Here is a 12,960-nt window from a genome sequence, read left to right as displayed (position 1 = left end):
GGAGCGATGTTCCGCCGTACGTTCTGGTTCACCACAGGCGTCGCCGCCGGTGTGTGGGCCACCACCAAGGTCAACCGCAAGCTGAGGCAGCTGACCCCCGAAGGCCTGGCCGCGCAGGCGGCGAACAAGGCACTCGAGACCGGTCACCGGCTCAAGGACCGCGCGCTGGACTTCGCGTCCGACGTGCGCGCGGGCATGGTCCAGCGGGAGGCGGAACTCGGCGACGCGCTCGGCCTGGACGCCCCCGCCGAGCAGCTCCCGGGACCCCGGCGGTACACCGCCATCGAGAACAGCACCAACCCGAAGTACATCGAGACCACGACGTACTCGTACAACCGGAATGAGGACCACTGATGGAGTCGGCTGAAATCCGCCGCCGCTGGTTGAGCTTCTTCGAGGAGCGCGGTCACACCGTCGTCCCTTCGGCGTCGCTCATCGCGGACGACCCGACTCTGCTGCTCGTCCCGGCCGGCATGGTGCCCTTCAAGCCCTACTTCCTGGGTGAGGTCAAGCCGCCGTTCCCGCGTGCCACCAGCGTGCAGAAGTGCGTGCGCACGCCCGACATCGAAGAGGTCGGCAAGACCACGCGCCACGGCACGTTCTTCCAGATGTGCGGCAACTTCTCCTTCGGCGACTACTTCAAGGAAGACGCCATCAAGCTCGCCTGGGAGCTGCTCACCTCGGCCCAGGACAAGGGCGGTTACGGCCTCGACCCCGAGCGGCTGTGGATCACCGTCTACCAGGACGACGACGAGGCCGAGCAGATCTGGCGCGACGTCGTCGGCGTCCCCGCCGAGCGCATCCAGCGCCTGGGCATGAAGGACAACTTCTGGTCCATGGGCGTTCCCGGCCCCTGCGGCCCGTGTTCCGAGATCAACTACGACCGCGGCCCGGAGTTCGGCGTCGAGGGCGGCCCCGCCGTCAACGACGAGCGGTACGTGGAGATCTGGAACCTCGTCTTCATGCAGTACGAGCGCGGCGAGGGCACCGGCAAGGACAACTTCGAGATCCTCGGCGACCTGCCGAGCAAGAACATCGACACCGGCCTCGGTCTCGAACGCCTCGCCATGATTCTGCAGGGCGTGCAGAACATGTACGAGATCGACACCTCCATGGCCGTGATCAAGAAGGCCACCGAGCTCACCGGTGTCGCCTACGGCGACGCCCACGGCTCGGACGTCTCCCTGCGCGTGGTCACCGACCATATGCGCACCGCCACCATGCTCATCGGCGACGGTGTGACCCCCGGCAACGAGGGCCGCGGCTACGTCCTGCGCCGCATCATGCGCCGCGCCATCCGCAACATGCGTCTGCTCGGCGCCACCGGTCCGGTCGTCAAGGACCTGATCGACGTCGTCATCGCCATGATGGGCCGGCAGTACCCCGAGCTGGTCACCGACCGCGAGCGCATCGAGAAGGTCGCCCTCGCCGAGGAGAACGCCTTCCTCAAGACGCTGAAGGCCGGCACCAACATCCTCGACACCGCCGTGACCGAGACCAAGGCCGCCGGCCGCACGGTCCTGTCCGGCGACAAGGCCTTCCTGCTCCACGACACCTGGGGCTTCCCGATCGACCTCACCCTCGAGATGGCCGCCGAGCAGGGCCTGGCGGTGGACGAGGACGGCTTCCGCCGCCTGATGAAGGAGCAGCGGGAGCGCGCCAAGGCCGACGCCCAGGCCAAGAAGACCGGCCACGCCGACCTCGGCGCCTACCGCGAGATCGCCGACTCCTCCGGCGGGACCGACTTCATCGGCTACACCGACACCGAGGCCGAGTCCACGGTCGTCGGCATCCTCGTCGACGGTGCCTCCTCCCCGGCCGCCACTGAGGGCGACGAGGTCGAGATCGTGCTCGACCGCACCCCGTTCTACGCCGAGGGCGGCGGCCAGATCGGCGACACCGGCCGTATCCGCACGGACTCCGGTGCCGTCATCGAGGTCCGCGACACCCAGAAGCCGGTCCCGGGCGTCTATGTCCACAAGGGCATCGTCCAGGTCGGCGAGGTCACCGTCGGCGCCAAGGCCCACGCCTCGATCGACTCCCGGCGCCGCAAGGCCATCGCCCGCGCCCACTCGGCCACCCACCTCACCCACCAGGCCCTGCGTGACGCCCTCGGCCCGACGGCCGCCCAGGCCGGTTCCGAGAACCAGCCCGGCCGCTTCCGCTTCGACTTCGGCTCCCCGTCATCCGTCCCGACGGCCGTGATGACCGACGTCGAGCAGAAGATCAACGAGGTGCTCGCCCGCGATCTCGACGTGCACGCCGAGATCATGGGCATCGACGAGGCCAAGAAGCAGGGCGCCATCGCCGAGTTCGGCGAGAAGTACGGCGAGCGGGTCCGCGTCGTGACCATCGGCGACTTCTCCAAGGAGCTGTGCGGCGGCACGCATGTGCACAACACCGCCCAGCTGGGCCTGGTGAAGCTGCTCGGCGAGTCCTCGATCGGCTCCGGTGTCCGCCGTATCGAGGCCCTGGTAGGCGTCGACGCCTACCACTTCCTCGCCCGGGAGCACACGGTCGTCAACCAGCTCACCGAGCTGCTCAAGGGCCGCCCGGAGGAACTGCCGGAGAAGGTCGCCGGAATGCTCGGCAAGCTGAAGGACGCCGAGAAGGAGATCGAGAAGTTCCGCGCCGAGAAGGTGCTGCAGGCCGCCGCCGGGCTCGCCGAGTCCGCCAGGGACGTCCGCGGGATCGCGGTCGTCACCGGGCAGGTTCCGGACGGCACCACCCCGGACGACCTGCGCAAGCTGGTCCTCGACGTGCGGGGCCGCATCCAGGGCGGAAGGGCCGCCGTGGTCGCCCTGTTCACCGTGAACAACGGCAAGCCGCTCACGGTCATCGCCACCAACGACGCCGCCCGTGAGCGTGGTCTGAAGGCCGGCGACCTGGTCCGTACGGCCGCCAAGACCCTCGGTGGCGGCGGTGGCGGCAAGCCGGACGTCGCCCAGGGCGGCGGCCAGAACCCGGCCGCCGTCGGCGAGGCCGTCGAGGCCGTCGAGCGCCTGGTCGCCGAGACCGCCAAGTAGGACGGCCACACAGATGAGAAGAGGACGCCGACTCGCGATCGACGTCGGTGACGCCCGTATCGGGGTCGCCTCGTGCGACCCCGACGGGATCCTTGCCACCCCGGTGGAGACGGTTCCGGGACGGGACGTGCCGGCGGCCCAGCGCCGGCTGAAGCAGCTCGTCGAGGAGTACGAGCCGATCGAGGTCGTCGTCGGCCTCCCTCGCTCCCTCAAGGGGGGCGAGGGCCCGGCCGCCGTCAAGGTCCGCGGCTTCACGCAGGAGCTGGCCCGTTCGATCGCACCCGTGCCGGTGCGACTCGTGGACGAGCGGATGACGACGGTGACGGCCAGTCAGGGACTGCGCGCCTCCGGTGTGAAGTCCAAGAAGGGCCGGTCCGTGATCGACCAGGCAGCGGCCGTCATCATCCTTCAGCAGGCCCTCGAATCCGAACGGGTGTCAGGCAAAGCACCCGGCGAGGGCGTCGAAGTGGTCATCTGATCGCGATACGGTAACGTTCCGCGCGATGCGATGGTGTTCGAACAGCCACCGCACAGCAAAGAGGCGGAACGGAAGCCGGGGTACCGGAGCCCGCGACCGCCGCCTCGCGGCTCTAGGGGATCGATGACTGAGTATGGCCGGGGCCAAAGCCCCGCACCGTGGCATCCGGAGGACCCGTTGTACGGGGACGGCGGATGGGGAGGACAGCAGGCCCATGCCGGCCAGTCCCCTTACGGCGGCCAGCCGCAGCAGCACCCGGAGCAGGCGCAGCAGCACTACGGCGGCTGGGACGGCTCGGAGCCCGACCCGTACGGCCAGGGGCAGCAGGGATACCAGCAGTACCCCGGCCACGGCGGGCAGCAGTACCCGGACCGGTACCAGCAGCAGAACGGGCAGCAGTACCAGCAGCAGGGGCCGGACGGACAGCAGTACCAGCAGGGGCCGCAGCAGAACGCGGGGCCCTATCCCGGCCCGCACCAGCAGGGCTACGGCGACGAGAACTGGGGCGGCGGCCAGGGCCAGGGTCATGTCCCCTATGCCGCCGACCCCGGGGACCCGTACAGCGCCCAGGCCGGTGCCTACGGCGGTGAGCAGCCCGACCACTACCAGACGCCGGACGCCTATCCGCCGCCCGAGCCGCCGCACCGCAGGAAGGCCGAGCCGGAGCCGGAGACCGACTGGGACCCGGGCCCGGACCAGGGCGAACACGCCTTCTTCGCGGGAGACGACGCGGACGACGATGACGACGAGGACAGCCGTGGCCGCGGCGACCGCCGGGGGCGCGGCGGCAAGGGCAAGGGCAAGAAGCGCCGCAACGGATGCGCCTGCCTGGTCGTCGTCCTGGTCTTCGGCGGCGGTATCGGCGGAGTCGGCTACTTCGGATGGCAGTTCTACCAAAATCGTTTCGGCGCGGCGCCCGACTATGCCGGTGAGGGCAGCGGCGAGCAGGTCACCGTCACCATCCCCAAGGGGTCCGGCGGTTATGCCATCGGCCAGGTACTCAAGCAGGCCGGTGTCGTCAAGAGCGTCGACGCGTTCGTCGCGGCGCAGGAGCAGAACCCGAACGGCAAGACCCTCCAGGCGGGCACGTACACGCTGAAGAAGCACATGTCCGCGGCGGCGGCCGTGCAGTTGATGCTCAGCCCGGCGAGCAAGAACAACCTGATCATCGCCGAGGGCTGGCGCAACGCGAAGGTCTACGCGGCGATCGACAGCCGTCTGCAGCTCAAGGCGGGCACCACCGAGGCCCTCGCCGCGAAGAAGTGGAAGAGCTTCGGGCTGCCCGACTGGGCCGACAGCAACAGCAGCATCAAGGATCCGCTGGAAGGGTTCCTCTACCCGTCCAGCTATCCGGTCGCCAAGGGCATGAAGCCCGAGGACGTCCTCAAACAGATGGTCGACATGGCCAAGGAGAAGTACGCCGAATACGGCCTCCAGGCCAAGGCGAAGAGCCTCAACCTGGACAACCCGCTACAGGTCCTGACGGTCGCGAGCCTCGTCCAGGCCGAGGGTAAGTCCAAACACGACTTCGAGAAGGTCGCCACGGTCGTCTACAACCGGCTCAAGCCGAACAACACAGAGACCGCCGGTCGGCTCGACTTCGACTCGACGGTGAACTACCTGCGTGGCCAGTCCAAGCTCGCCACCGGTTCCGTCGACGATCTCCGGAAGATCGACAACCCGTACAACACCTACCGGGTCCAGGGCCTGCCCCCCGGCCCGATCGACAACCCCGGCGAAGTGGCGATCAAGGCCGCGCTCAACCCGGCCAAGGGCAACTGGTACTACTTCGTCTCGATCAGCGACAACGAGACGCTGTTCGCCGAGACCAACGCAGAGCAGAACCGCAACCGCGAGAAGTACCTCGAAGAGCAGAAGAAGGGACAATGACAAGCACTGTCGGCAAGCGCCGGGCCGCCGTCCTCGGCTCCCCGATCGCCCACTCCCTCTCCCCGGTGCTGCACCGCGCCGCGTACGACGAGCTGGGACTGACGAACTGGTCCTACGACCGGTTCGAGATCGACGAGGCGGCGCTGCCGGGGTTCTTCGCGGACCTCGGACCCGAATGGGCCGGACTCTCGCTGACCATGCCGCTCAAGCGGGCCGTCATCCCCCTGCTCGACGCTATCAGCGACACCGCGGCCGGTGTCGAGGCGGTGAACACGGTGGTGTTCACCGAGGACGGGCGGCGCATCGGTGACAACACCGACATCCCCGGGATGGTCGCCGCGCTGCGCGAACGAGGCGTTGAGCAGGTCGACTCCGCCGCGATCCTCGGCGCGGGCGCGACCGCGTCCTCCGCGCTGGCCGCCCTCGCCCGCATCTGCACCGGCGAGGTCGTCGCCTATGTCCGCAGCGAGGCACGGGCCGCCGAGATGCGGCAGTGGGGCGAGCGGATCGGCATCGACGTCCGAACGGCCGACTGGTCGGAGGCCGCGCGGGCGCTGCACGCCCCGCTGGTCGTCGCCACCACCCCGGCCGGAACCACGGACGTGCTCGCCGCCGCCGTACCGGAGCGCCCCGCGACCCTCTTCGACGTGCTCTACGACCCCTGGCCCACCGCCCTCGCGGCACGCTGGTCCGCGTATGGCGGCGCCGTCGTCAGCGGCCTCGACCTGCTGGTGCACCAGGCGGTGCTCCAGGTCGAGCAGATGACGGGCCGCTCCCCGGTCCCGGTGGACGCCATGCGCAAGGCGGGGGAGCACGCGCTGGCGGCTCGCTAGTGCTGCGACCGGAAAGGTTCACCGGCAGACCTTTCCGGCCACAGCACTAAGCCAGGGCCCTCGGAACAGCCCGTTTGGCCCCCGTCTCCGACCGCCCCCGCGAGCGGGAACCCCGTGCGCCGTCGTCCGTCTGCTGGACCTGGGACCGGTTCACACGGCCGGACGTGGGAGGATCGGTGGTGGCGGGCCGGGGCCGCGCACCCGGTCGCGCTGTCGCCGTACGCGAGGACGCGCGTACGCAGGGCAGTACCAGGCGCGAGCACTGAGGAGCACCGTTGAGCAGGTTGCGCTGGCTGACCGCGGGGGAGTCCCACGGTCCCGCACTTGTCGCGACGCTGGAGGGCCTTCCCGCCGGCGTGCCGATCACCACGGAGATGGTGGCGGATCACCTGGCGCGGCGGCGGCTCGGCTATGGCCGCGGTGCGCGCATGAAGTTCGAGCGTGACGAGGTCACCTTCCTGGGTGGTGTCCGGCACGGCCTCACCCTGGGCTCCCCGGTGGCGGTCATGGTCGGGAACACCGAGTGGCCCAAGTGGGAACAGGTCATGGCGGCCGACCCGGTGGACCCCGAGGTGCTCGCGGGACTGGCGCGCAACGCGCCGCTGACCCGGCCGCGGCCCGGGCACGCCGACCTCGCGGGCATGCAGAAGTACGGATTCGACGAGGCGCGGCCGATCCTGGAGCGCGCGTCGGCCCGTGAGACGGCTGCGCGTGTCGCGCTCGGCGCGGTGGCCCGGTCGTACCTGAAGGAGACCGCGGGCATCGAGATCGTCTCGCACGTCGTCGAGCTGGCGTCGGCGAAGGCCCCGTACGGCGTCTACCCGACCCCGGCCGACGTGGAGAAGCTGGACGCCGACCCCGTGCGCTGCCTGGACGCGGACGCGTCGAAGGCGATGGTCGCGGAGATCGACCAGGCCCACAAGGACGGCGACACCCTCGGCGGCGTGGTCGAGGTCCTCGCCTACGGGGTGCCCGTCGGCCTCGGCTCGCACGTCCACTGGGACCGCCGGCTCGACGCGCGGCTCGCGGCCGCTCTGATGGGCATCCAGGCGATCAAGGGCGTCGAGGTCGGCGACGGCTTCGAGCTGGCCCGGGTGCCGGGTTCCAAGGCCCACGACGAGATCGTCACGACGGCCGAGGGCATCAAGCGGGCGACCGGCCGCTCCGGCGGCACCGAGGGCGGACTGTCCACCGGTGAGCTGCTGCGCGTCCGCGCCGCGATGAAGCCCATCGCGACCGTGCCCCGCGCGCTGCGGACCGTCGACGTCGCCACGGGCGAGTCGACGCAGGCGCACCACCAGCGCTCCGACGTGTGCGCGGTCCCGGCGGCCGGCATCGTCGCCGAGGCGATGGTCGCCCTCGTCCTCGCGGACGCGGTGGCGGAGAAGTTCGGCGGCGACAGCGTGCCGGAGACCCGCCGCAACGTGCGGTCCTACCTCGACGCCCTGGAGATCCGGTGAGCCCGGCGCCCGCGGTCGTCATCGTCGGCCCGATGGGGGTGGGAAAGTCCACCGTCGGGCAGCTGCTGGCCGAGCAGCTGGGCGTCGGCTACCGCGACACGGACGACGACATCGTGGCCGAGCAGGGCCGCAGCATCGCGGACATCTTCGTGGACGAGGGCGAGCCCTTCTTCCGCGCGCTCGAGAAGCAGGCCGTACGGCGGGCGGTCGCCGAGCACCCCGGTGTGCTGGCCCTGGGCGGCGGCGCGATCCTCGACGAGGACACCCGCACACTGCTCGCCGGACAGCGCGTGGTCTATCTCTCGATGGACGTCGAGGAGGCGGTGCGGCGCACCGGCCTCAACAAGGCCCGCCCGCTGCTCGCCGTCAACCCGCGCCGCCAGTGGCGTGAGCTGATGGAGGCACGCCGCCATCTGTACGAAGAGGTCGCGACGGCCGTCGTGCCCACCGACGCCCGGAGCCCCGAAGAGGTGACCCGAGCCGTCCTGGACGCAGTGGAGTTGAAGGAAGCATGAGCGAGTCAGTGACGCGGATCCAGATCGGCGGCACCGCGGGCACCGACCCCTACGAGGTCCTGGTGGGCCGTCAACTCCTGGGCGAGCTGGCGGGTTTGATCGGTGACCGGGTCAAGCGGGTCGCCGTGATCCACCCCGAGGCGCTGACCGAGACGGGCGAGGCGCTGCGCGCCGACCTAGCCGGGCAGGGCTTCGAGGCGATCGCCATCCAGATCCCGAACGCCGAGGAGGCCAAGACCGTCGAGGTCGCCGCCTACTGCTGGAAGGCGCTCGGCCAGTCCGGCTTCACCCGCACCGACGTCATCGTCGGCGTGGGCGGCGGCGCGACCACCGACCTGGCCGGGTTCGTGGCCGCGACCTGGCTGCGCGGAGTGCGCTGGATCGCCGTCCCGACCACCGTGCTGGCCATGGTGGACGCGGCGGTCGGCGGCAAGACCGGGATCAACACGGCCGAGGGCAAGAACCTGGTGGGCGCATTCCACCCGCCCGCGGGTGTGCTGTGCGACCTCGCCGCCCTGGACTCCCTGCCGGTCCACGACTACGTCTCCGGGCTCGCCGAGGTGATCAAGGCCGGTTTCATCGCCGACCCGGTGATCCTGGACCTGATCGAGGAGGACCCGGGCGCCGCCCGCACCCCGGCCGGCCCGCACACCGCCGAGCTGATCGAGCGCTCCATCAGGGTCAAGGCCGAGGTGGTCTCGGCGGACCTGAAGGAGTCCGGTCTGCGGGAGATCCTCAACTACGGACACACGCTCGGCCACGCGATCGAGAAGAACGAGCGCTACCAGTGGCGCCACGGCGCCGCCGTCGCCGTCGGCATGCACTTCGCCGCCGAACTCGGGCGGCTGGCGGGCCGCTTGGACGACGCCACGGCCGATCGCCACCGTACGGTTCTAGAGGCCGTCGGGCTGCCGCTGCACTACCGCTACGACCAGTGGCCCAGGCTGCTGGAGACCATGAAGGTCGACAAGAAGTCCCGTGGCGATCTGCTCCGCTTCATCGTGCTGGACGGTCTGGCCAGGCCGACCGTGCTGGAGGGCCCGGACCCGGCGGTGCTGCTGGCCGCGTACGGCGAAGTGGGTCAGTAGCCCGCGCTCCCGGGTCCGATCGGCGGGCGACTCGCTCCGCCGGGCACCGGTTGCCCCCGATTCGCCTGCGACGACGGGCACTTCGGGCCGTCCCCGGCCGTTCACACAACAACGGCCGGGGAAGGTACGGTTCGGTGGGGAGCGAGCCCGAGACGACGAGACGGAGTGGCACCGGATGCAGCACGCAGTGGGAGCTCCGCTGCCGCCGCCCCACCAGCCGGGGCAGGAACCGGCGACCGCCTGGTCACCGGTCGCACACCACCCGGGACAGCCGGGCGCCCACCCGGGTCCCGCACCGCACATCCCGCCCGCGCCCGGCTTCGCGGGCCCCCCGGTGCCGCCCGGTTCCCCGCACACCCATGTCCCCCCGCACCACGCGCCCGTCCTGCCCGCGCCGGACACCACGGGCCAGGTCGGGCGTCCGCCCGGCGCCCCGGACGGCATGCCGGGCACGCCCCCCGCCGCGCCCGCACCGGACCCTTCGTGCGCCACGCTCGCGGTGCTGCTCATCGGCCCGGCGGGCGCGGGCAAGACGAGCGTCGCGAAGTACTGGGCCGACCACCGCCGTGTCCCCACGGCCCACATCAGCCTCGACGACGTCCGCGAATGGGTGCGTTCCGGCTTCGCCGACCCCCAGTCGGGGTGGAACGACCACTCGGAGGCGCAGTATCGTCTCGCCCGCCGCACCTGCGGCTTCGCGGCCCGCAACTTCCTGGCCAACGGCATCTCGTGCATCCTCGACGACGCCGTCTTCCCGGACCGCCCGGTCGTGGGTCTCGGTGGCTGGAAGCGGCATGTGGGACCGGGTCTGCTCCCGGTCGTCCTGCTGCCCGGCCTGGAGATAGTCCTGGAGCGCAACGCGGAGCGCACCGGCAACCGCCGCCTCACCGACGAGGAGGTCGCCCGGATCCACGGCCGGATGGCCGGCTGGTACGGCTCAGGGCTGCCGATCATCGACAACTCACAGCTCGACGTGGCAGCAACGGCCAGGGCGCTGGACGAGGTCCTGGCCCGCTCGATCGCCAGCCCGCCGCAGTGGTGACCGGTCCGGGCGGCCATCCGGGTGACAGGTCGGCCGCCGTGGCCGTGACGCGGTACGAAGCGGTGACCGCGAGCCGAAGCGTCCGCTCCCGGTCCCTTCCACGGGCTGCTCGGGGCCCTGAGGCAGGGGCGTCCCGGCCCGCCGCAGCGGGCTCTCGGGTCGCCTCCGGAGCGTGCCCGGCCGCCCGTCCGGCCCCGTTGGAACGGCGACATCCGGCCGCCGCTCGTAGGCTCGGGTCATGCCAGAGGTGTACGCGGCCCGCCGGGAGCGGTTGAGGGATCGCTGCAGCGCGGGTGGCAGTGCGGCGGCGCTGGTCACCCGCCCCGCCAATGTCCGCTATCTCGCGGGCGCCGCGCCCCAGGGCGCCGTCCTGCTGGTCGGCACGGGGGAGGACGTGCTGCTGTGCGCCGGACCGCCGGACGACGAGCTGATCGACGGACGGCCGGACGAGTCGGTACGGGTCCAGGTGCTGCCGCTGCCCGGTGGCGACCCCGCCGTGGCCGGCGCCGATCTGGCCGCCGCGCAGGGCGTCGAATCCCTGGCGATCGAGGAGCACCACCTCACGGTGGCCCGGCATCGCACCCTGACCTCGGTCGCCCCCCGGCTGCGGCTGCTCGATCTCGGTGGCGCGGTCGAGCAACTGCGTCTGGTCAAGGGCGAGGACGAGATCTCCCTGCTGCGCATCGGGGCGGAGATCGTCGACCAGGCGCTGAGCGAGCTGCTGGAGTCGATCCTCGTCGGCCGCACCGAACGCCATCTCGCCCTCGAACTGGAGCGCCGTCTGATCGACCACGGCGCCGACGGGCCCGCCTTCCCCACCTCCGTCGGGACCGGCCCGAACTCCGGCCGCCCAGGTCACCGCCCCACCGACCGGCGGGTGGAGGAGGGCGACTTCCTCTCCGTCTGCCTCGGGGCCACCTACCGCGGCTACCGCTGCGAGATCGGCCGTACCTTCGTGATCGGCACCTCGCCCGCGGACTGGCAGATCGAGTTGTACGATCTGGTCTTCGCTGCTCAGCGCGCCGGCCGGCAGGCCCTGGCACCCGGGGTCGCGTACCGGGATGTGGACCGCGCCGCACGTCAGATACTGGACTCCGCGGGCTACGGCAGCGGTCTCGCGCCGGGGACCGGGCACGGTGTGGGACTCGAAATCGACGAGGACCCGCAGTTGGCCCCGGCAGCCATGGGTAAACTGGACGCTTGCGTGCCGGTCACCGTCGAACCCGGGGTTCACCTCCCGGGCCGGGGCGGTGTCAGGATCGATGACACGCTCGTCGTACGCCCCGAGGCGGACGGCGGACCCGAGCTACTCACCATCACGACCAAGGAGCTGCTCGCGCTGTGACGCGAGCGCCGGGGTCGTCACGTCAGTCCAGGAGATTCCGCAACCGTGGCTTCCACGAACGACCTCAAGAACGGCATGGTGCTCAAGCTCGATGGCGGCCAGCTGTGGTCCGTCGTCGAGTTCCAGCACGTCAAGCCCGGCAAGGGCCCGGCCTTCGTGCGCACCAAGCTCAAGAACGTGCTCTCCGGCAAGGTCGTCGACAAGACCTTCAACGCCGGTGTCAAGGTCGAGACGGCCACCGTCGACAAGCGCGACATGCAGTTCTCGTACAAGGACGGCGAGTACTTCGTCTTCATGGACATGGAGACGTACGACCAGCTGCACATCGACCCGAAGGCCGTCGGCGACGCCGCGAACTTCCTCATCGAGGGCTTCACGGCCGTCGTCGCGCAGCACGAGGGCGAAGTGCTCTTCGTCGAGCTGCCCGCCGCTGTCGAGCTGATCATCGCCGAGACGGAGCCGGGCGTCCAGGGCGACCGCTCCACCGGTGGCACCAAGCCCGCCACCCTGGAGACCGGCCACCAGATCCAGGTCCCGCTCTTCATCACCACCGGTGAGAAGATCAAGGTCGACACCCGTACCAGCGACTACCTCGGCCGGGTGAACAGCTAACCGTGGCTGCTCGTAACACGGCCCGCAAGCGCGCCTTCCAGATCCTCTTCGAGGGCGACCAGCGCGGGGCCGACGTCCTCACGGTCCTCGCGGACTGGATCCGGCTCTCGCGGACCGACACCCGGCAGCCGCCGGTGAGCGAGTACACGATGCAGCTGGTCGAGGGATATGCGGAGCACGTGCGGCGCATCGACGAGCTGATCGCGCAGTACGCGGTCGGCTGGACCCTCGACCGGATGCCGGTCGTCGACCGCAACATCCTGCGCCTCGGTGCCTACGAGCTGATCTGGGTCGACGAGACGCCGGACGCCGTGGTGCTCGACGAGATGGTGCAGCTCGCCAAGGAGTTCTCCACGGACGAGTCGCCCGCGTTCGTCAACGGGCTGCTCGGCCGGCTGAAGGACCTGAAGCCCTCGCTGCGCCGCGAGTAGTTCCGCGGACGCGCCGCGCCGCCCGCCCGGGGCGCGGAGGTGTCCGCGGGCCGCGCGGTCCCGTGCGTTCCCTCGCGCGTGGCCGCACCCCGGAGCGAAGACGCCCCACATACGCCGGAGGGCCCGCAGCACGCGTGCTGCGGGCCCTCCGGCGTATCCGGTCCCGGGGCGGCCGTCACGGGCCCCGAGAACGCCGCCGGGGGGGGGCGGGCGGCCGCGGGGGCGCCCCCCCCCCGGGCC

General features: G+C 71.0%; 12 protein-coding genes. All 12 read left to right on the top strand.

Going from position 1 to position 12,960, the window contains the following annotated elements:
• The first annotated feature begins 6 nt into the window (after nt 1–6).
• Entirely contained in the window at nt 7–354 is a 348-nt protein-coding gene (locus AB0L95_RS30800; RefSeq protein ID WP_365167163.1) for a hypothetical protein, read from the top strand.
• A complete protein-coding gene (gene alaS, locus AB0L95_RS30795) occupies nt 354–3,026 on the top strand; it encodes an alanine--tRNA ligase (RefSeq protein WP_365167160.1) in 2,673 nt (890 codons plus the stop codon). Before AB0L95_RS30800 ends, alaS begins: the two co-directional genes overlap by 1 nt.
• Before the next feature lie 13 nt (nt 3,027–3,039).
• A complete protein-coding gene (ruvX, locus tag AB0L95_RS30790; protein ID WP_365167158.1) occupies nt 3,040–3,504 on the top strand; it encodes a Holliday junction resolvase RuvX in 465 nt (154 codons plus the stop codon).
• Nucleotides 3,505–3,627: 123 nt separating this feature from the next.
• A complete protein-coding gene (gene mltG / locus AB0L95_RS30785) occupies nt 3,628–5,394 on the top strand; it encodes an endolytic transglycosylase MltG (protein WP_365167156.1) in 1,767 nt (588 codons plus the stop codon).
• Nucleotides 5,391–6,227 (top strand): shikimate dehydrogenase, encoded by an 837-nt coding sequence (locus tag AB0L95_RS30780; protein ID WP_365167154.1) that lies wholly within the window; start codon nt 5,391–5,393, stop codon nt 6,225–6,227. The genes mltG and AB0L95_RS30780 overlap by 4 nt, the downstream gene beginning before the upstream one ends.
• A gap of 275 nt (nt 6,228–6,502) precedes the next feature.
• Nucleotides 6,503–7,687, top strand: coding sequence for a chorismate synthase (gene aroC, locus AB0L95_RS30775; protein WP_365167152.1), 1,185 nt, complete (start codon nt 6,503–6,505; stop codon nt 7,685–7,687).
• A gap of 32 nt (nt 7,688–7,719) precedes the next feature.
• Complete coding sequence (locus tag AB0L95_RS30770; RefSeq protein ID WP_365167324.1) at nt 7,720–8,202, top strand: shikimate kinase; 483 nt, start codon at nt 7,720–7,722, stop codon at nt 8,200–8,202.
• The gene (gene aroB / locus AB0L95_RS30765; protein WP_365167150.1) at nt 8,199–9,290 is read left to right on the top strand and encodes a 3-dehydroquinate synthase; all 1,092 of its coding nucleotides are present in this window, start codon (nt 8,199–8,201) and stop codon (nt 9,288–9,290) included. Before AB0L95_RS30770 ends, aroB begins: the two co-directional genes overlap by 4 nt.
• A gap of 175 nt (nt 9,291–9,465) precedes the next feature.
• On the top strand, nt 9,466–10,332 hold the full coding sequence (locus AB0L95_RS30760) for a Pro-rich N-terminal domain-containing protein (protein ID WP_365167148.1): 867 nt from the start codon (nt 9,466–9,468) through the stop codon (nt 10,330–10,332).
• 238 nt (nt 10,333–10,570) lie between these two features.
• A complete protein-coding gene (locus AB0L95_RS30755; RefSeq protein WP_365167146.1) occupies nt 10,571–11,677 on the top strand; it encodes an aminopeptidase P family protein in 1,107 nt (368 codons plus the stop codon).
• 45 nt (nt 11,678–11,722) lie between these two features.
• Entirely contained in the window at nt 11,723–12,289 is a 567-nt protein-coding gene (gene efp, locus AB0L95_RS30750; protein ID WP_365167144.1) for an elongation factor P, read from the top strand.
• Nucleotides 12,290–12,291: 2 nt separating this feature from the next.
• Nucleotides 12,292–12,720 (top strand): transcription antitermination factor NusB, encoded by a 429-nt coding sequence (gene nusB, locus AB0L95_RS30745; protein ID WP_365167142.1) that lies wholly within the window; start codon nt 12,292–12,294, stop codon nt 12,718–12,720.
• The last annotated feature ends 240 nt before the right edge of the window (nt 12,721–12,960 follow it).

It is taken from the genome of Streptomyces sp. NPDC052036, from assembly GCF_040680495.1.
In the GTDB taxonomy this organism is placed as follows: domain Bacteria; phylum Actinomycetota; class Actinomycetes; order Streptomycetales; family Streptomycetaceae; genus Streptomyces.
The sequence above is the reverse complement of the archived record's forward strand: the minus strand, read 5'-3'. Positions and strand labels throughout refer to the sequence as shown.

Excerpts from the sequence above, each read along its gene's own strand:
- AB0L95_RS30800 (WP_365167163.1), top strand. The coding sequence starts at position 7 with ATGTTCCGCCGTACGTTCTGGTTCACCACAGGCGTCGCCGCCGGTGTG.
- alaS (WP_365167160.1), top strand. The coding sequence starts at position 354 with ATGGAGTCGGCTGAAATCCGCCGCCGCTGGTTGAGCTTCTTCGAGGAG.
- ruvX (WP_365167158.1), top strand. The coding sequence starts at position 3,040 with ATGAGAAGAGGACGCCGACTCGCGATCGACGTCGGTGACGCCCGTATC.
- mltG (WP_365167156.1), top strand. The coding sequence starts at position 3,628 with ATGACTGAGTATGGCCGGGGCCAAAGCCCCGCACCGTGGCATCCGGAG.
- AB0L95_RS30780 (WP_365167154.1), top strand. The coding sequence starts at position 5,391 with ATGACAAGCACTGTCGGCAAGCGCCGGGCCGCCGTCCTCGGCTCCCCG.
- AB0L95_RS30770 (WP_365167324.1), top strand. The coding sequence starts at position 7,720 with ATGGGGGTGGGAAAGTCCACCGTCGGGCAGCTGCTGGCCGAGCAGCTG.
- aroB (WP_365167150.1), top strand. The coding sequence starts at position 8,199 with ATGAGCGAGTCAGTGACGCGGATCCAGATCGGCGGCACCGCGGGCACC.
- AB0L95_RS30760 (WP_365167148.1), top strand. The coding sequence starts at position 9,466 with ATGCAGCACGCAGTGGGAGCTCCGCTGCCGCCGCCCCACCAGCCGGGG.
- AB0L95_RS30755 (WP_365167146.1), top strand. The coding sequence starts at position 10,571 with ATGCCAGAGGTGTACGCGGCCCGCCGGGAGCGGTTGAGGGATCGCTGC.